This is a genomic window from Mesorhizobium sp. CA7, assembly GCF_020165015.1.
GTDB lineage: Bacteria > Pseudomonadota > Alphaproteobacteria > Rhizobiales > Rhizobiaceae > Mesorhizobium.
Genome location: NZ_JAIUHH010000027.1, coordinates 19,192 through 37,312 on the forward strand (window position 1 = coordinate 19,192; position 18,121 = coordinate 37,312).

General features: G+C 59.8%; 14 protein-coding genes and 1 pseudogene. 6 read left to right on the forward strand and 9 right to left on the reverse strand.

Annotation, left to right across the window (positions count from 1 at the left end):
- Positions 1-40: 40 nt before the first annotated feature.
- On the forward strand, positions 41-256 hold the full coding sequence (locus tag LB552_RS28365) for a hypothetical protein (protein WP_140859725.1): 216 nt from the start codon (positions 41-43) through the stop codon (positions 254-256).
- Between the two features lie 198 nt (positions 257-454).
- Here the strand turns inward: LB552_RS28365 and xth are convergent, their stop codons facing one another.
- The 4 genes from xth to LB552_RS28385 all read right to left on the reverse strand — a co-directional run bounded on the left by xth (position 455) and on the right by LB552_RS28385 (position 8,502).
- Positions 455-1,225: an exodeoxyribonuclease III gene (gene xth / locus LB552_RS28370; RefSeq protein ID WP_224611435.1), complete on the reverse strand. Its 771-nt coding sequence runs from the start codon at positions 1,223-1,225 to the stop codon at positions 455-457.
- Positions 1,226-1,348: 123 nt separating this feature from the next.
- Positions 1,349-1,954: a general stress protein gene (locus LB552_RS28375; protein WP_224611436.1), complete on the reverse strand. Its 606-nt coding sequence runs from the start codon at positions 1,952-1,954 to the stop codon at positions 1,349-1,351.
- A 25-nt stretch (positions 1,955-1,979) separates the two neighbouring features.
- The gene (locus LB552_RS28380; RefSeq protein WP_224606049.1) at positions 1,980-2,735 is read right to left on the reverse strand and encodes a DUF4142 domain-containing protein; all 756 of its coding nucleotides are present in this window, start codon (positions 2,733-2,735) and stop codon (positions 1,980-1,982) included.
- A 1,354-nt stretch (positions 2,736-4,089) separates the two neighbouring features.
- Positions 4,090-8,502 carry a hypothetical protein gene (locus tag LB552_RS28385; protein ID WP_224611437.1) on the reverse strand — a complete coding sequence of 1,471 codons (4,413 nt, stop codon included), beginning with the start codon at positions 8,500-8,502 and terminating at the stop codon, positions 4,090-4,092.
- A 462-nt stretch (positions 8,503-8,964) separates the two neighbouring features.
- On the opposite strand from LB552_RS28385, the gene LB552_RS28390 reads away from it, so the two are divergent.
- A complete protein-coding gene (locus LB552_RS28390) occupies positions 8,965-9,543 on the forward strand; it encodes a hypothetical protein (protein ID WP_224611438.1) in 579 nt (192 codons plus the stop codon).
- A 270-nt stretch (positions 9,544-9,813) separates the two neighbouring features.
- Here the strand turns inward: LB552_RS28390 and LB552_RS28395 are convergent, their stop codons facing one another.
- From LB552_RS28395 to LB552_RS28405, 3 genes are read right to left on the reverse strand one after another with little or no spacing between them, the layout of a single operon-like run.
- Entirely contained in the window at positions 9,814-11,346 is a 1,533-nt protein-coding gene (locus LB552_RS28395) for a tetratricopeptide repeat protein (RefSeq protein ID WP_224611439.1), read from the reverse strand.
- On the reverse strand, positions 11,343-12,392 hold the full coding sequence (locus LB552_RS28400) for a protein kinase domain-containing protein (protein WP_224611440.1): 1,050 nt from the start codon (positions 12,390-12,392) through the stop codon (positions 11,343-11,345). Before LB552_RS28400 ends, LB552_RS28395 begins: the two co-directional genes overlap by 4 nt.
- A complete protein-coding gene (locus tag LB552_RS28405; RefSeq protein WP_224611441.1) occupies positions 12,389-12,778 on the reverse strand; it encodes a MarR family winged helix-turn-helix transcriptional regulator in 390 nt (129 codons plus the stop codon). The genes LB552_RS28400 and LB552_RS28405 overlap by 4 nt, the downstream gene beginning before the upstream one ends.
- Before the next feature lie 461 nt (positions 12,779-13,239).
- Here LB552_RS28405 and LB552_RS28410 point away from each other — a divergent pair, with 461 nt between their 5' ends.
- From LB552_RS28410 to LB552_RS29950, 4 genes and pseudogenes are all read left to right on the forward strand, one after another.
- Positions 13,240-13,455, forward strand: coding sequence for a hypothetical protein (locus LB552_RS28410; RefSeq protein WP_140859735.1), 216 nt, complete (start codon positions 13,240-13,242; stop codon positions 13,453-13,455).
- 8 nt (positions 13,456-13,463) lie between these two features.
- Positions 13,464-14,750 (forward strand): deoxyguanosinetriphosphate triphosphohydrolase family protein, encoded by a 1,287-nt coding sequence (locus LB552_RS28415; RefSeq protein ID WP_224611442.1) that lies wholly within the window; start codon positions 13,464-13,466, stop codon positions 14,748-14,750.
- A 391-nt stretch (positions 14,751-15,141) separates the two neighbouring features.
- A pseudogene (locus LB552_RS28420) lies at positions 15,142-15,762 on the forward strand (IS110 family transposase); the annotation flags it as partial.
- A gap of 20 nt (positions 15,763-15,782) precedes the next feature.
- Positions 15,783-15,992 carry a hypothetical protein gene (locus tag LB552_RS29950; protein WP_411966411.1) on the forward strand — a complete coding sequence of 70 codons (210 nt, stop codon included), beginning with the start codon at positions 15,783-15,785 and terminating at the stop codon, positions 15,990-15,992.
- A gap of 1,110 nt (positions 15,993-17,102) precedes the next feature.
- Here LB552_RS29950 and LB552_RS29725 read toward each other — a convergent pair.
- Positions 17,103-17,225: a hypothetical protein gene (locus tag LB552_RS29725; protein ID WP_263481824.1), complete on the reverse strand. Its 123-nt coding sequence runs from the start codon at positions 17,223-17,225 to the stop codon at positions 17,103-17,105.
- A 303-nt stretch (positions 17,226-17,528) separates the two neighbouring features.
- Positions 17,529-17,996, reverse strand: a complete 468-nt coding sequence (locus LB552_RS28425; protein ID WP_224516820.1) for a metallophosphoesterase family protein — start codon at positions 17,994-17,996, stop codon at positions 17,529-17,531.
- Positions 17,997-18,121: the final 125 nt, after the last annotated feature.

The window sequence follows — 18,121 nt, forward strand, 5'->3', positions numbered from 1 at the left end:
ATTGGTTTTTTGAAGGGACCAAACCCGCGGAGGAAAGGGGATGACGGTCGAACTTGTAGTTCTCGAAATGGCGGCTGCCCGGCAGCACGCAAAGCGAGCTGACCAGTCGCTGAAGCAAGCGACGGCCATGCTCGACGATAACCATGGAATCGCTGTGGGGATTGCGCTGTGCTGCCGCATCCGAAACGGGCAAGCGCGCGCGAAGGCGGCCAAGCGTCGCCTGCTGAAGATCGCCCCACCAACAACCGCGCACTGACGAGCAACAACACTCATGCAGATAAGAGTATCGTTAGTCCGCTGATATCGATGCAATGCGCCCACTACCGCGCCATGGGTGATCTACACGAAGCCCTCTTGAAGGCGGTGAAGGAAATCACCGGGAAGGATGCAGAGTTCATCCGCTGGTTGGGGGCGGGTTCGCGTTAGGCCTTGGGGAACGATTGGGCAAACGGTCTTAACCGACGTCGATCCAGGCGGGTGCGTGATCGCTCGGCTTTTCCCATCCACGGGTCTCGACATCGACACCCGCAGCCAGAATGCTCTCCGCAAGGCATGGGCTTACGAGCAGATGGTCCATCCGCAGGCCTGAGCTTCGGTCGTAGCCGCCGCGATAGAAAAAGTTCCAGTAGGTGTATATGCCCTTGTCTGGATTGATCCGACGGATCGCATCCACCCAGCCCAAGCTCAGCATGCGGGCATAGGCTTTCCTGCTTTCGGGGAAGAAGACGGCGTCGCCCAACCAGCGGCGAGGTACTACGGCGTCTATCTCGGTGGGGACGACGTTGTAGTCACCACAAAGCACCGTGCGCTCGCCTAGTAGCGATTTGCTGTAGTCAAGGAGACGCTCGAACCAACGAAGCTTGTAATCGAATTTGGGCCCTGGCGCCGGATTGCCGTTAGGGAGGTATATGCAGCCGACGATGAGACCGTCGATCTCCGCCTCGAGATAGCGGCTGTGGGTATCGTCAGGATCGCCCGGTAAGCCGCGACGGCGCTCGACCGGATCCGTGCCACGCGCCAGTATAGCCACGCCATTATAGGATTTCTGGCCATGCCAGATCGCACTGTAGCCGAGGTCCCGAATCGCCTCGAAGGGAAATTTGTCGTCCGACGTTTTCAGTTCCTGAAGGCAGACCACGTCATAGTCGGTCTCGCCAAGCCATTTCAAAAGCACCGGCAGGCGGCCATTGACCCCGTTGACGTTGAAGGTCGCGATCCGGGTCATCCCCTCGATTCCTGCTGGCGTCGCCTGAATATTGCTCTAGCCGGTCCGATAATCACAAATGCTTAGGTGCCCGCTCCTGCCGCGAAGAAATGGCCCCGTCGAGACTTCGACGGGGCCGTATCTTTAGAGCGGTGTGGTTCGGCGAACGCGATCGCGTTCCGCTTCGATGTCATCATAGGGCTCTGCGTTGGCGTCGAACCCTGTCCAGCCGCCGGCCTCGTAAGCGCTACGCCTCTCGTCGAGATTGACGGAACGCTCTCCTCGCAGGATCCGTTCAGCCTCGCCGGCAAGCCGATCATCCACTCTGGCAGTCACCAGACTGCCTCCGCGGCGCACGCCCTCGGCGTAGACATGTGCATCACGTTCCGAAACGCCAGATTCAGTCAGCGCCCCTACTATGCCGCCTGCGGCTCCGCCCACCACAGCGCCGCCAACCGCGCCGACAGCCGTAGCAGCGAGCCAGCCTGCGGCCACAACGGGCCCGACACCGGGGATCGCCATGATCCCGAGCCCCGTGAGCAGGCCGCCCGCGCCGCCGACGAGCGCTCCCAGGCCGGCACCAGCGGCGGCATCTTCGCCGGCTTCTGAAGTCTCGTCCTGTCGATACCAATTGTCGGAATTGTTGGCCACGATGCTGATGTCGTCTCGCGGCACGCCAATGGCTTCCAATTCGCTCACGGCGTCGGAGGCGTCCTGATAGTCATCGAAAAGTCCGGTGACAGTGGTCATTGTTTCACTCCATTTCTGAGTTCGGTTATTGAGCGCCGGCAACCACGTTGCCTTGGAAATCGAGCGCTACGGTCACCTGCTTTCCGTCTTTCTGGGCGGTGCCGCGCCAGATGCCTTGGTCGTCCTTCGTCAGCGCGCTGACATTGGAGAAGCCGGCATCCTGAATCCGCGATTTCGCCTGCGCTTCGGTGAAGCTGTTGGCGCCAGGCACGGGCGCGGCCGGATTATTGGTGTCGCTCGTGGACACCGCGGGCGTCGTCGAGCTCGTCGTGGAAGACTTGTCGCTGGTGCCGGATGCGATCTTTTCGATCATTTCCTGATGCATCTTGAGCGTCGGCAACGTCTGCTGCGCGAATGTCTTGAGCTGAGCATTGTCGCCGTCCTTGGCGTAGCCTTCGAACAGCTTCACAGCGTCAGCATGTGCGTCGCGCTGCATCTGCACGTAAGACTTGTCGAATGCGTCCTTGCCGGTGTTCAGGGTGTCGAGTTCGCTCTTGTGCGCGGCGTCCGTCTGGGCAGGCACCTTCAGTTTCTGCTCGCCGGCGATCGTCTCCAGCTTGGCGTTTGCCGCGCCGTGATCGTCGATCATCTTCTGCGCGAAATCTTTGACTGCCTCATCTTGAGCCTTGCCTTGTGCGATCTTGCTCGACTCGACCTCGAACATGCCTCCGGCGGCGGCCTTGTCGACGAAGTCCTGAGCTTTATCGGCGGCATAGGACGGCACGGCAAATGTCAGGACCGCGCAGGTGGACAGCGCTGTCATTAGAAGGCGGTGTTTCATCGATAAGTTCCTTGCTGAATGGGTGTCACTCAACAAGCGCCAGACCCCTTTGTTCCGGCCGCCACACGATTTCGGGTTGGTGGCTGGAGCGCCTCTTTCACCGGCGGCGACATTCGGACCGGCTGTGTGGACGAGGCGGGTTCCTCGCGGGCGGGCCCGTCTGCCGCGCGTCTGAGGAAGCTGCTGCGCTCTGCATCATGCTGTCGCCGGTATCGACAGGCTCTTGCTGATCCGGTGCAACTGCTCGCGATGCTGGCGATCCGATTGCCGGCTGCGGCTCTGGCTTCCCTGATCACGGCCTATTGGTCCGATATCTGGCGCGTGCTGCGGGGCGGCTAAGCACGCACCGAAGCTATGTGATCTCGTAATAGAAATCGCAAATCAAATCGGCGACTTTCGCCGCTTCGAAGTCGGTCATGTGCGCCGCGTTCTCTACGGCGACCTGACACTCTGATGACAAGAGCAAGATTCGCGACAGCTGTATGCTTGGTTTTTACATGCCTTGCGCCCGCCTTTGGGGCGGCGGATCTGATGGAAGAATTTAGCTACGAGGCCCAGATCACGGCATGGGAAATGCGAACCGGCGAGGTGGTGGCGCCGTCAGCACGCAAGGCGGTCCTGAGGGCTATCGCGACGAACTTCAGTGCGACAGCGACCTACGCCGGTATGGATGTGAAGAGCACTTCGAAGGTCGCGGAAGCAATCCAGGACGCTGGCGACTTTTCCGTAAAGCCGCGGGGAATGATAGCGAAGGCGAAGTGCGATTTGCCTGGTACGATTCCAACCGATTCGCCACTGTCGCCAGCACACTCAAACCAGAGCTCGTCTCGTTGCAGATCGAAAGGATGCCCTCCGTAACGATCGTAGTCGACCCGGTTCCACCGGTTGACTACCTTGTCCAGATCAACGGGGACCCGGTTCGGGGCAATAATGAGGGCCGATACAGGGTCGACGCCGGCGACGTGGTCGTTCGGGTAACTCGAGCGTCGCGCCAAGATTGTCTCTGGAAGGGAAACCTTCAGGCCGGAGCCGTGCCACAGGTGGCGTGCAAGCTTTGAGTCCGAGCGATGCTCGCGCCGGGTGTGCGTGTCCCCGCAACCAATTTTATCATAAATCTATTACCGTCCCGGTCTAACCCCGGGGCGGTTTTTGTGTTCTTGGGAACGCAATCGCCGCGGCGCGCCAGAGGGTGCATCACAGCGTCGAGGAGACACGCGAAACGGGTGCGCGAGCAAGTTAGCGCGCCTAGGTGCGGTGTACCGCGCCCTTAAGGGAAGCCGCTTGGCGCGTCGGCCAGAGATCAGCTTGTCGGGAACAGGTCTGCGCAGCCGGTGCGGTTGTGCGGCGCTGGGTCTCATTCGTTGCCCGGCGATTTGCGGACGACCACGCGCCGGAGCTTCGAGCCGCGCACCTTGTTGAATCGCACCGCGAACTGCCGCTCGGCAAAGACGATCAATCGATCGTCGCCGCCGATCGCGTCCATGATCCGAAGCGGATCCTCCCAGCCGCATAGCGGCGCCGGATCGCCGAATTCGATGGCATATTCCATGGTCTTGAGCGAGCGGGCTTCTCGGAACTGCGCCACCGCGGCTTCCACCTGCCGCCAGTGCCTCCAGCTGTGGTAGAGCTCGCGGCGGACTTCATTGTCTGTTTCGGCTTCGATCAGCGGTAACAGCCCGTGGGACTGGCCTGCGGTCCAACCCAGTGCCGAACAGAGCGCCACGCGCTCTGCCGCCCTCGCACCGTCGAACTTCTTCAGCAGCAACGGCCAGGCGCGATCGCGCGCCCGGCGCAATTCGACGCAGATAGCGCGATAGGTCTGGGTAGGTTGGCCGGAAGGAAAATCTTCGCCGAGAGTCGCGATCATCGCATCGAACGCACTGTCGTCCAGTCTGCGGACGCTTTCGACCAGATGCTGGCGGCGCCGGGGATGATCGTTCCACGACTGGACGAACGCCTGTGTTGCGAGCGGCCTGTCCACCTTCGCAAGCAGCTTGATGGCGTCGGGCTGCGCGTTGACGAACGTCGCCGGCGCGGCGAACGCTTGGTCGAGCAGAACGTCCATCGCGCGTGGCCGGTCATGGTCGAGGACCACATCGAGGAAGCGATCTCCAGAAAACCAGGTGCTGTGCATCATGCGGAAGCCGGCGCGCCACAGTTCTGGCGATGCGCCACCCTGACCGAGGCGAATTGCCAGCGCTTGGCTGTCGTGCGACTTCCACGATTTTGCAGTCTCGAGCGGCGCGAGATAGGCGTCTAAGGCGGTCCGGGCGGCCTTAGAGCGGTCATTGAGCAGCACGTTGAGACAGGTCGTGCTCGCGTCGCCGCTCTCGGCGGCCTGTATCTCTTCCACCGCGCGCGCCACCATCGCCTCGGCCGGGTCGCCGATTTCGATCGCGACCTGCATTGCCCGCGCCGCAACCGCGCTGCCGGGTGCACTGGTCTCGAAGCAGGCGAGAACCGCGGCTTCGTCGCCCTTCGCGGCAAACTCCGGAATCAAACGGAGGCCGAGCATGACAGACCTCTGGACGTCGCTCAGGAGCAACGCCAACAGGCGGGGGCGCCAAGTCGCCGGATTGATCGCTAGTAGCATGCGCCAGAGATCGAGCAGGGCGTCGTCGCTCCCATCGGGAGTACCCCCGACTTCCACAAGCTTCTCGAGCCGCGCGACCACAGTATCGGTGGGACAAAAGATGCTGCTAGTGATCCCGCTATGCGCCCTGCCGAGGTCTTCGGGCGACAGGGCATGGATCACTAGCCGCTCATGCTCGGCGCCGCCGATTCGCCGCAATAGTCGGCGAACCGCGACATCGTCATCGTCATGCGTACCGTCGAAATGCGCCATCGCCCGATTGGCGATCGCGGCGGAAAGCGCTGTGTTGCGGCGCGCTTCGAACAGGGTATCGTGGACGGGGTCGAGCGTCAGGCTGCCGAGTACCGTCAGCAGGTCGCGGCGCGGATCGCGCCCTTGCTTGGGCGTCGGTTCCTCGATCAGCGCTTCGAGCCTGTCAAGCAGCAAGACGATCGTGTCCGGGTCGATGCGGCCCTCGATGCCATGCCAGAGCGATGCGAGCTTTCCGCCGCTTGGGTCGGCGGCGATGAGCCAATCACGAAGCGCCGCGGCGGTGCGGCCAGGATCGTGATCGAGCAGCCGATCGAGCCAATAGCGGCTATAGGGCAGCGATGCCTGTGGCGGCTTCTGCTCGATCGCGCGCAGCGCGGCGTCCACATCGAGCTCGGCCAATGCCTCCATTGCGTAGGATGCGCTTCGATCGCCCGCCTTTATCTTCCGCTCGAGCATTTCCCGATCGCTGGCATCGCCGAAGCGGGCGAGACATTCCATCACCACAGCCTGGCGATCATCGGGGATGATCTGCAGCATCTTCTCGCGCATTTGGTGCCATATCGGCGAGCCCACCGCGGTTTCGAGCGACTTCAGCAGAAGGGCGGCCAGCCGCAGTTCCTCCTGACCGTCTTCCGCTTCGATCAGACGGCCGAGCCAGGCGGGGTCGGCGCGGACGAGCAGCTTGAGCGCGGCTTCCATCCGCTCGAAGAGATCATAGTCGAAGCGCTTGGCCTCGCGGTCGCGGTTGAGATTACAATAGTTTTGCCAGAGGTCGTCGCGTTGGGCCGTGAGAGGCCAGCGGGCTCCCAGCGAAATCGCGATCGATCGGCCGGCTTTGTCACCGCTCCACAATCGCGTAAGCAGCGGCTCTCGTGCTTCGGAGGCCAGGGGCAGTGCAAGAAACGCTTCGGTCAGATAGGTTTTGATGGGAACGTCGCCAGTGGTCACTCGGGTGGCGCGCTCCTCGAGCACGCCAACGATCCGGTTGCCGGCGGTCGGCAGCAGTTCGGCATAGAGTGTATGGGCGCCTGTTCGGTGCTCACTTTCGAACTGTTCGACAAAATCGACGGCGTCCTTTGTGCGGCCGCTCAGCCCCGAGATCAGCCACACCACGTCCATGAGCAGAAAGCCCAGGCCGGAGAGCTTAGTCTTGTCGGCATCGTCGCGCTTGTCGAGCGCGCTGACCTCGCCGGCGAGGGTCGCGGCATCGATGACGCCATTCTCGAAATCGCCGGCAAGTGCCATGGCGATCGCCCAAGTTAGCAAGCGATCATGCGCGAACGACCAACGATCGCCAACATTGCTGAGCCATCCCGCCGCGATCAGTAGGTCGAGCTCTGTCTCAGAAAAGCCAAGAGCCACGATTTCGTCGTCGCTGAGCGCACTGCGGCGTTTTGCGATGAGGCTCTTCGCCATAGCCTTTAGCCGCGTGCCGGCGAGCTTACCGGCCCGATGCCTAGCGCGGTCCCAAAAATCCTCGAGCACGCGATACTCGGTTTGCGGATCCCAATGTTCGAGCTCGAGCGCCAGCGTGGCGTAGATGCCGCACAGCACAGGCAGACGCAGCATGCGGCGGATCTCGCGAGGCACATGTCCGGCCGACACGCCGCGCTTGTCGAGCGCCTCGAACAACTGGGTTGGGCTGAACTCGCCCACCCGATGGATCGGCACCTGAGCGAACTCCTCAAGGCGAGCTTCTTGCGCCACCGGAAACTCGGCGACGAGGGGCAGGCCGGGGCCGAGACCCCCAGCGAGATGAATGGATTCGAGGACCGCAGCGTCCCGGCAGCCTTCCCACAAAATCGGGATCGTCGCGTCGGGCGCATCCTGTATCCTCCGCCAGGTCTGGCCGAGCACCGACGCTTCGAGCGGCTGCTCCAGCGCTAGGGCACCGGCGCCGATCGTCAGGCGGAGCTGCCGTTCCAGCTCTTCGCGGTCGGCTGCACGGATGAGGACGGCTGGCTTCCCCGACTCGGCAAGCGCGGCGGCGAGCCGGTACAACACCCATGACTTGCCGCACCCGGAATTGCCCGAGACGAGCGTCAGCGGATCGTTCGGCGCCATGAGGATCGGCGCACGGATGTCGAATACCGGATCGAACTTGCGCGCAGTCAGTGCACCCGCGAGCGCGGTTGCGAGCCGCGCGCTAGCGGCGTCGCTATGACCCGCATGCGCGCCCGGCAACCCGAGACGGGACAAGAGATTGTCTACCGAGATACGGGCGTCGTTCCGGCGAGCCTTGTCCGCTAGATGGCCGACTAGCGTATCCAGCGCCTGCTCGCCATTTTCGGCGTAAGGCACGCGCTTGTTGAGGAAGCGGATCGCCTCAGCGCGCGCCTGCTCGGCGTCCATCCGCGGGGCGACCGTAAAGCGACTGATGAAGGTCGAGAAGCCAATATCGAATGCAGCGAGTTCGGCGCTTGATGCCGCGTGGATCTCGCGCAACCGCACTAGTGCATCCTTCACATGCTCGTTGATCACGATCTTCTTGCGCGCGGTAGCATCGCCGCTCGCGTAAGCCTTCAGCGATTGGATCAGCGCGAGCGTCGGCTTGCTGACGCCGTTAGTCGTGTTCAGCGTGTATTCCGCGGCTTCCCGGTCCAGATGCGCGCGGTACAGGTCGGGCAGAACCTTGCCACCGACGTCGCTGATCGAAACCGACTTGGCGCGGTGCTTGAACTGAATGACCTTGCGCGTTGCGGCTTCGAGGCTGAGGTCGCCGCCGGCCGATGGTTCGAGGATGGCGATGATAGTATTGGGGTCGGTTTTCGCGCCGATGGAGCCAAATTGTGCGCGAACGAGCTGACCGATCGACGCCAAGATCTGATGCACGAAGCCATAGATGGCAGCAGCGCCACCCACACTGGACCCGCCGGCGCCGGCGGCGGGAAAGTTGCGCCCTGATTTGGGATTTTCGCCCATGCTATGAGTTTTAGAGCAATACCTGACGCATCGGAAAAGCCCCCTACACCATGCTGGATGAATCAGCCATAGCAGCGTAGTGCAAACGAAACGGCCTCCCGGCAAAATCCGGGAAGGGAGACCATGCGCGCTGCCTCTTTCTCTGAATCGACATGACTTCCTCCCTGATTTTCAGTCGGCGATCACGCGCATCCGTTCTATGTTTGGCCCTGTTCCCAACAGTGCCCAACCCAAATGCGCCGCTCCCAAACGGAAGGAAATCTTATCGGAATTATATCGTCTACATCGAAGCTGGCACCTGTTTTGAATTGAATTCAAATATCGCCGTGCATCGCGAAACCGAGGGGCCGGACGGTCCATGAACCCAAGGCCCACGCGGTGGTCAACTTCGAGGCCCTAGTAATGAGGTGCCGAAAGCGATATATTAAATTCCATTGTTTACTTCAACATCGGAATATTTCGATGGCCGATTTAGGTTCGGGACAGGCGCCGCTGTCAGCACCGGCACTAACCCCGCCGATTCAAAACAGTACACTTTTCAAAGATTCGGTCTTTTTGGCCGCTTTGATCGGCGCCATTATCGCCGGGCTTGCCAACGCATATGTCGCATTCATCAACAATAACACTTTGGTTGATGTCGAGAACCACAAAGAAGCACAAGAGCGCTATATGGAGGTGAGGAAGGCTGAATTGGCGCGCCTGCTAGAGATCACCAAGCTTGACGTTGCACCGGCTAGAGAAAAGGTCAGAGCGTTTTGCGATATGTTTCTCATCACGGACCAAGCGGTTTGCGGCGCGAGCAAATCAGCGCAGACGACACCGCCGACCGACACGGCCAAACCTGTAATCGCCTCCTGGGATTCACCTTGGGTTAGCGGCGGCCACAGTCAAGAAGAGATGTGCAATGTTGGCTTGGCGGCGCTCACAAACGGCCAGTACAAGGGTAAGACACTAACGGTCCAGACGATGTCGGAGGACTCGAACAAAGACTTCCTTGGACACGTAACCTATCGATATCATTGCACGTATCTCGTGTCATAGCCAAGGTGGGTGATGTGACCCGGTGTCCCGACAAGCTGTGCGTTTTGCATGAAATCGTGGTACAAGCGCACGTGTGATTTACCGTCAAAACACATGATTCGCCTCGATCCCTCACGGCAAAATTGCGCCGCCAGTGCAATCAGCAATATCTGAAGGCTGCCTCTCCTCCCCCGACCGGCTGCCCCTGCGCCGGGCCTGATGACACTCCGTAACCTCCGACCGTGCGCTATGGTCGAAGCCCTGCAAAGGCTTCCGATTTGCAACTAATCGCTACTTCGTCGGCGCAATGCGCGAATTCTCCTCGCGATTTGATGACGCCAACGCATTCTCCCCTTCGATCAGAACATGTTCAAAGGCGGCCATGTCGGTTTTCTTGAAGTTATCGCGACATGCGGCGACCAACTCAGTTGCCGCAGGCAGGCCTGCTACGGCCGCCTCCCGGGCAAAGAAGAGCTTCGCCACCTCAGACATCAACGCGTTGCCGGCCTTCTTGAAGCCTTCAGTTGCATCCGAATAGTGCTTAGAGCCGGCATCGTAGTTTCCCCTCCGCATCTCGATCAAGCCCAAATTTGCCTGCTTAATCAGCCAGTTCTTTTCATCATCCTGCCCGATAGGCCGCAGGCATTGTTCGGCCTCTTTCAACCTGCCGACGTGTGCCAAGACAAAGGCGCGATTGTTCAGGAGAATCGGTGCATCCGGCCGGACGAGCAATCCCTTATCGGCAAATTCAAGTGCTTGCTCGAGATCGCCGATCATCCCAGAGGTCGAGGACCCAATCTCAAAGGGTCGAATAGAATAAGGCTCGGCATCTGACCATCTCTTGCAAGCATTGGGCACATCCCGATATTGACGGGATCGAAGCAAGTGGAACACCGTCGCCTCGTCGGCTTCAGGTGCGGTCACCAGGCGATGCGACGATACCAGCTCGATTCCAAATGCTGGTGAAGCCCATTCCGCTTGGGCTAGGGCATTTCCCGTCGGATCGAGCGTGCTTTGGCGAAATAGATCGCGTGCCCGCTTTTTCCTACCTGCCTGAAGTTCAAGGGTGGCCATAGCTCCAGACAGTTCCGATATTTGCCGGGGATAAAATTGTCCCTGGTCAACCATCCGCCGTCCCTGTTCAAAATAGCGTGGCTTTCGATGAGCTAGCTCGGCTATCGACAACTCCGCGGCTATCAGCCACGGATCGGTAGGTGTTCGGCCGCTCTTGGCCAATATGTCGTATGCCTTCGTAGGATCGTGCAGATGCAGAAACAGCCTGGCCGCAGACCGCAATACGTGTCGATCGTTCGGCGCCAATTGGAGTGCGACTAGCATGGATCGCAATGCGGCCTCTCGGCATCCTGAGGCAACGTCAAACAAGGCGAGTTCCACCCAGCCGAGCGGATTTTGCGGATAGAGACGGGTCCGCTTTCGCCAGATGTTTTTGTCAACTCTTGGAAGAATGGTGAGAGCGGCGGGCAACTCAGCGTGGCGTCCGGCGCGTTTGAGGGCGAGACCCGCCAGACGCTTAAGAGGCAAGGTGGCGGTCGATCTTTCGTCAAGCAGAAACCGGGCAGCGGAGATCGCTTCGGTTTCGCGCGCCTCCACCAAAGCCGCTTCCACCAGTTCACCTGCGGCAATAATACTGGGCGCGTTGCGCCACATGCTGAGCTTTTCTAACAGGTGATCCGCAAGCGCGTAGCTGGCTTTCTTTTCATCGATCTTTGCAGGAGATGCTAGTTCCTTGGCATCGATCGTAACCGCCAGACTTCGCCACCGGGGCACCAGTCGGCGTTGAGCCGTCCAGATCGTGGGTATCATGCCACTCGCCGCGCAACTCTGGCTTTAACTTCAAGCACCTTGACCGTGTGCGTTAGCCGAGCGACGTAGCGCTCTATCGAATAGTGATCGTGCTTACCTACTGCTTTGGGGTCACCTCGGAGGGAGAGATCAGGATTGCAAAGCTCTCTCACCAAAGCAAGTACGTCGGTGCGCACCTCGGCCGACAGGCGTGCACCTAACTCCTCCAGGGTCCTTGCAAACCCTTCCTGCAGGTAGGGCAATACCGATGCGTAGTCGGACATCCACCGGGTCCAATGGTGCTGCGGATCAAGACGGGCAAGCAGTGAGCCCGTCATGTTTGTGCCGGTGAACAGGAAGGCAGCCAAATTGCCCAGCATGTAGAAATCGCTACCCATCCGCCGGACGACAAAATCGGGGCTGACGTGCCCATAAAGGAGTTCCGGGGGCGCATACGTTCGATCGCCCGGGAACGCGAGATCATCATGCCAGATCGATCTTCCCCCCATCGAAGACTTGCCGAAGTCAGCGACTTTGAAGCCCCGGTCTGCGTAGCAAAGCACGTTGGAGGGCTTTAGATCTTGGTGCGCGATGCGTTCTCGGTGAATCTGTGCGAGACCCAGGCATGCATCCCGCAAAGCTCGCATGCACCACACAACGTCGGATGAATCGGCTTCATCCATCTGCACACGGATATCTCCCTCGGCTTTCTCAAACAGGAGATAGTAGACTCGTCCTTCCATGGTGCTGTACCCAGGCACAGCAATTGAGCCGTGGGCCAAGGCCAGCGTGACATGCGACATCCGGCGGCCCCTGCAGTGTTCCAACACATTGCGCTCGTGTTCGTATGACGCAATCATCACCTGAACTTCTGCAAGCGTGTCCACACCCGGCTGGAACGCTTCTGAAAAATCAAATGCCTTCAAGAAAGCGGTTCGCTCCCCCTTCTGTGTTAGGTAGCTGTGCGAAAACATCCCGCCGGTGCTGCCAGCAGGCCGAGGTATCGCGGTTACCACTTTCCAGCCATCGTCCAGCACAAGTCCTTGCAATTGCGAAGACGCAGTCAATCCCTCTCTCCCGCCTTTTCCATTGATGCCAAAATGCCGCGAACTATCTCTTCCCCATGTTGGGATAAAAAGAGAGCACGCCGACGAGGGTCGTCAGAACTCACGGCCTGAACGATCAGGGGAATGGGCGGTGCGGTATCGGGACTTTGATACCGGCCGAGAAGAATTGACACGAAGCGGCTCGCCGACGGTTGAGGGATGCCGACGCGATCGGCGAGTTCATTCACGGACAAACCGGGCTCCGCGGCGATCGCCAAAAGGCTCGTCATGTGTGCCAGGTAGAGTTGGTCTCTTAACGGTCTGAGAGCTTCAGAAAGACGCCGAACATTCGCGCGCTGATTTGGGGTAAGGCCGTCCACCATATTCATTTCCAGATTTACATTCATATACGAATATATGCAAAAATGCCGGCTTTGCAAGTGACCAATTTATCCGGCAGAGTGGCACCTCTTTAGCGGGCGCGTTCTACATCGCGCAAAGTGCATCTCGCGCCGTGTTCGCTAGGAGCTACAAGCATAGAAAAAATTGGGCCGTTCGGCATGCTTCGACCCCGTGCTGAAAGAATGCTACCTGCGTTAAGGCTGAACGCGGGTTGGTCCGCTATAGCCCCTAAGGGCAATTGACATCGCCAGCTGCGAAGGTCATCTATGTCGGGCGACTCGCATGCAAGGAACCCCATGCTTCAGCGTGGACGCGGATGCAGGTGCCTGAGGCGGACCCGGTGTGGTATCTGAATAGGCCAAGAGATTACGCTCGCGGCGTGGGGAGAACCTGTTTGCCGTACGGGTCGAGGAACATTAACCAATTCCCAACCGTTTTGCTCTCATTCTGACTGCGAGGTGCAGCGATGGCATACGCCGAAATTCCATCCGATGAGCAAGTAGTCGGAACCCTTGTAGAACTGGGTGGCAGCGCGACTGCGCTTGCGCTTTGCAACGCGTTGGTGGCAAAGGGATACCCGCGTCCGGATAGTCAGCTCGCCATTCAGCGCACTGCCGAACGAGGTCGGATCAAAATTGGTACAGACTGGACCCTGATTTTGCCCGCGAAGGTTGCCGCCTGACATCCTTAGTGTGGAGCGACACCGATCGCAGCGCCCGTCAGCATCGCAAGGGCACAGGCGATCAGCGAAGCGATTTCGAGCGTGATCGCGACCGAATTTTGTATTCGTCAGCCTTCCACCGGCTCGCCGGCATAACGCAAATCGTGCGTGCCGGGGAGGCGAATGTTTTCCATACCCGCCAACAGCACACAATAAAAGTCGCGCAAGTCGGACGGCGCCTCGCCCAGAAGCTGGTGAGAGAGCAAGCAAAGGCGGCTGCCTTCAGGGGCCTTGACCCGGAGGTGGTGGAGGCGGCTTGTTTGGCTCACGACCTTGGTCACCCGCCTTTTGGTCATATTGGGGAGCACACCCTCGACGAGTTAGTGATACGGCACGACGACGATGGTTTCGAGGGCAACGCTCAGTCTTTTCGCATACTCACTAAGCTGGCGATCCGCTTCCCTGATGCGGATGGAATGGACCTGACCCGAGCAACTTTGGCTGCGTCGCTCAAATACCCCTGGTACCGTCAGAAAACTGGCAAGCAGGCTCGCAAATGGTCGGCTTACCAGTCCGAGGCAGATGACTTCCAATTTGCCCGGGCCTTTCATCAGCACGCCGAGAAGACGCTGGAGGCCGAGCTGATGGATTGGGCCGACGACGTCGCGTATTCGGTCCACGACCTTGAAGACTTTCATCGGTGCAACGCGTTGCCTTGGCAGAAGGTGTTTGCCGAGAAGGACAAGATCATCGACCATGCCATGGGAGGAAGCAAAGACCCAGTTCGCCGAGTTGCGCTGACGGAAGCCTATAACCGCCTCAAAGAATTCCTCGACGGCACGTATAGCATCCTCTTGTCCGAACCATATGAAGGCGCGCGCGAGCAGCGCGAACAGTTGCGAAGGCTGACGTCAACGCTCATAGGGAAGTACATCGGTGCCATATCGATTAATGATAACCCGTCTCAGGAGAAGGCTGTTAAATTTGATGAAGACCTCGTAAATGAGGTCCAAATACTTAAGCAAATCACGCGGGATTATATTATTGGTAGCCCGACTCTCGCTGCACAGCAGCATGGTCAGAAAAAGATCATCACTGACCTGTACGACGCCCTGACGTCCCACCCGCACAATCCAGACGGATATCCGCCCTTTCTGCCCGTGCGCTTGCGATATCTCCGGCCTATAGCTGGGACGAGCCCAGCAAGATTCGTCGCCGATTGCATAGCGAGTCTGTCTGAATCTGAGGCGATCGCACTACACTCTCGACTTACCGGCGCTGCCACAGGATCTGTCCTCGACCCGATTGTCAGGTGAAACGGCACGCCCCAGCAGTGGCTGCTCTTTGGCTTGGCAAACGGCTCAATGTACACGCAAGCGAAACGCAATCCGCGCCGAACTGATACCGTATGCTTGCCGAACACAGCAGGCCAGAAACCCCCAGACTGCCAAGTTGGTGTAACAAATAATCAATGGCAACGATGAATAGTTTGATGCGAAATTGGCGGTTCTGAAGACATGCGGGTTCGCTATGTGCACGGCGAAAACTGCGAGAGATGCAGCGCTGCAGCGTATTCGCGAACGTCCACGCTGCTCTAGTTCATGGCTTCAACGTGGATTGCCCAGAACGCCTGGGAGCTACGACTGCGCACATCCGCGCTCACAGCCAAGCGCCGCCGACCGCGCTTCTCCAACCGCTTCGCTCGCTCACCTCGCTCGTCAGTTTGCCTCGCTCGGATACGATGTCCGGCTGATGCCGCCGGAGTATGTGAAACCGTATGTGAAGTCGCACAAGAACGACGATCGCGATGCCGAGGCAATCGCCGAGGCGGCGACACGACCCACCATGCGCTTCGTACCGGCCAAGTCGGAAGAGCAACTCGATGTGCAGACTTTGCACCTTGCGCGCGAGCGACTGGTCGGCACGCGGACGGCCCTGATCAATCAACTGCGCGGTGTGCTGTTCGATCGCGGGATTGTCATTCCCAAGGGGCGCCCAAAGCTAAACCTGTGGCTGCGCGAGAACCCGCCGAACAACAGAACCCTGACCGCCAGGATGCAGCAACTCGTTCACGACATGGTCGACGAACTGCACGCACTCGATCATCGGATTAAGCAGCTCGACCGAGAGTTCCAAGCGCTCGCGAAGAGCGATCAACGGGCTCGTTTGTTGCGTAGCGTGCCAGGCATTGGCGCGCTCAACGCACCGGCGCTGGCGGCAGCGGTCGGCGACGTGTCGGCGTTTGCCAAGGGACGTGACTTCGCCGCCTGGCTGGGGCTTGTTCCACGTCAGATTACGACCGGCGGCAAGCTGCGGCTGACGGGATAAGCAAGCGCGGGAGCACCTATATGCGCGTGCTTTTGATCCATGGCGCGCGAGCGGCACTGCCATATCAGGCGCGAATGGACATCCAGCTCGCTGCCTGGCTGCAAGCGCTGCTGCAGCGTGCCAAGCGCAATGCGGTGGTGGTTGCGCTTGCCAACAAGCTAGCCCGGATCGCTTGGGCCGTGATGTCAAAGCAACGCCCCTATGAAGCCGTAACGGCCTCGAAAGGGTAACGACTTGGTCGATTGGGGCGCGTCCCGGCAACTGCTCGGCCGCATGAAGTCTGCGGGAGGAAGTACATAGAGATAGTCCAACGGTTGATCGGCGTTCGGCAAACCTGTCGGCAGGAAGCGGCCCTTTCGAGGTCGTGTATCTTGTTAGGAGCTGGGTGCGCGAATCTCCATCTTGGCAGGACGTCTAAAGCGTCGAGGCCGGATACATTGGTGCAGACCGAGTGTGCCTCTCAAAACATTCCGCTTGCAGACGGGGCGGGCCATACATTGCCTGCGGCCGCGCCGGTCGCGAGACGGCCGGACCGCGCCGGATTGCCTGTGACGATGCTCCGTCACTCCGATGGAAAAGTGCGCCCCGACGGTCCCGGGCTGCAAATAAGCAGCACTGCTACGCCGTCGCAGAGCGCGGAAGACTGCACGGCGCATCGGTACTCGACGCCAGAATATGGAATCATGGCATAGAGCATAGCATAGTGTATCATCGTATATTAGAGAAGGAACGGCGATGTAAAGAAAGTCACGGAAAGCACAACCGAATAAGACGGCAAGATAAAAGGACGCACATTGTGCCGCATTCGGTTGGTTGTATTTGCAATGAGTTACGATGCGGTTTTTGCAATGTGCGGGGGTTTACCGCACATTGCGAGAAGCGCGATTTCGCGGTGATTCCCGCGTCTTAATGCAGTGTGGCCGAGGACCGGCAGGACGAGACCACCGCGGCACTGATCCGGGTGATAGCCGTGGCGGGCTGCCGGCGCAGCGAAGTCATCAGTCTGCGTTGCGGCGAAGTGCCGACTGTCAGCCGTCACACGTCAGATCGGGTACGGCGCGATGGTGGTGTCGCATGGCCAGGATGACGGGTGTTCCCACGAGTTCAAGCAGTGTCTGGCTGGCAAGCCAGGACCCGACTTCAGAATAGGCGCGCTGCCAGCGCCATCGCATACGACAGCCGTCAGAACCTGACCTTCGGGGCCGTCGAAAAGGCTATGGACGGCACCTCCGCCCAGCCCGCCGGAGACTGGTGCGCGACCGTCTGGCCGACTTGCGACTGGGAAACGCTTGATAGGAGGGCCGAGAGGAAAACAACTCACGGAAGTTAGCCCATCTAGCTCAAGGCTGCCGGGTCGATAGCTTGGCGAGGATATCCATGTTGGCGCCTTCAACGCCGACCGCGAAGAACGGAAAGGCCTTTGCCGCCTCACCCGCCTTGATCGCCTGTTCGGCCGCCGCCACGCTTTCAGTCGGCGCTCCGTCCGTGATTAGGAACACCCAAGGGGGTAATAGGAGATGCCGTTGGCCTTGTTTGCGGCGCCGGAGCATTTCCAAGCCATGATCGATCGCCGCGCCTTGGCCGCCCCTTCTTAGGCCTTGACGCACACGACCCGGTCCCATTTCCCCCATTAGGATTGCAGCCGGTTGCCTGCCCGCCGTAGAACCCTTGCGACGGGTTCTTTCGCTGTTTGCCGGCCGCTTAGAAAGTTCTGATGGCCGCCCACTCGGCCATGATCACGGGCGCCTCTATCTGCGTGCGACGTATCAACCGTCGCCCAACTCGTGAATGACCGGTTGCATGTGGCTGGGCGTGACATCGACTGTCGCCAACGTGATCGGCAGCTTGAAGCGCCGCCGGCCGGCGCTGCCAGGATTTAAGTAGAGCACCCCATCAACGGTCTCGATCATCGGCACGTGAGAGTGGCCCGAGATTACCATGTCGATGCCAAGCGCCGCGGGCGAGATCTGCAGCGTCTTTAGGTCGTGAAGCACATAGATGGTTCGCCCCGCAAGCCGCACGTGCTCAGTGTCAGCGTATTGCGCGGCCCAGCTTCCGGTGTCCACGTTTCCTCTGATGGCGGTAACCGGCGCAATCCTGCGAAGCGCGGCGATGATCTCCGGCCCGCCTATATCTCCGCCGTGAATGATGTGATCGACACCGGCCAGGCGACGCTCTGCCTCAGGCCTCAACAAGCCGTGCGTGTCCGAAATGATGCCGATCCTGAATATCATCATTTGAGCCATGGGACCCAAGGTGTTTGTGATCAGAAACAATCGATGTAAAGGCGCGTCCCCAAATCTGGTACGCGCGCGCGGAGATCTCCGGGTCCGATGGCTCGCCGCTCAATTAGCCAAAA

Bases quoted from the DNA above. Each gene is read 5' to 3' on its own strand.
- LB552_RS28395 (WP_224611439.1), bottom strand. From the start codon at position 11,346: ATGATACCCACGATCTGGACGGCTCAACGCCGACTGGTGCCCCGGTGG.
- LB552_RS28390 (WP_224611438.1), top strand. From the start codon at position 8,965: ATGGCCGATTTAGGTTCGGGACAGGCGCCGCTGTCAGCACCGGCACTA.
- LB552_RS28365 (WP_140859725.1), top strand. From the start codon at position 41: ATGACGGTCGAACTTGTAGTTCTCGAAATGGCGGCTGCCCGGCAGCAC.
- xth (WP_224611435.1), bottom strand. From the start codon at position 1,225: ATGACCCGGATCGCGACCTTCAACGTCAACGGGGTCAATGGCCGCCTG.
- LB552_RS29950 (WP_411966411.1), top strand. From the start codon at position 15,783: ATGCGCGTGCTTTTGATCCATGGCGCGCGAGCGGCACTGCCATATCAG.
- LB552_RS28405 (WP_224611441.1), bottom strand. From the start codon at position 12,778: ATGAATGTAAATCTGGAAATGAATATGGTGGACGGCCTTACCCCAAAT.
- LB552_RS28375 (WP_224611436.1), bottom strand. From the start codon at position 1,954: ATGACCACTGTCACCGGACTTTTCGATGACTATCAGGACGCCTCCGAC.
- LB552_RS28380 (WP_224606049.1), bottom strand. From the start codon at position 2,735: ATGAAACACCGCCTTCTAATGACAGCGCTGTCCACCTGCGCGGTCCTG.
- LB552_RS28425 (WP_224516820.1), bottom strand. From the start codon at position 17,996: ATGATATTCAGGATCGGCATCATTTCGGACACGCACGGCTTGTTGAGG.
- LB552_RS28385 (WP_224611437.1), bottom strand. From the start codon at position 8,502: ATGGGCGAAAATCCCAAATCAGGGCGCAACTTTCCCGCCGCCGGCGCC.
- LB552_RS28410 (WP_140859735.1), top strand. From the start codon at position 13,240: ATGGCATACGCCGAAATTCCATCCGATGAGCAAGTAGTCGGAACCCTT.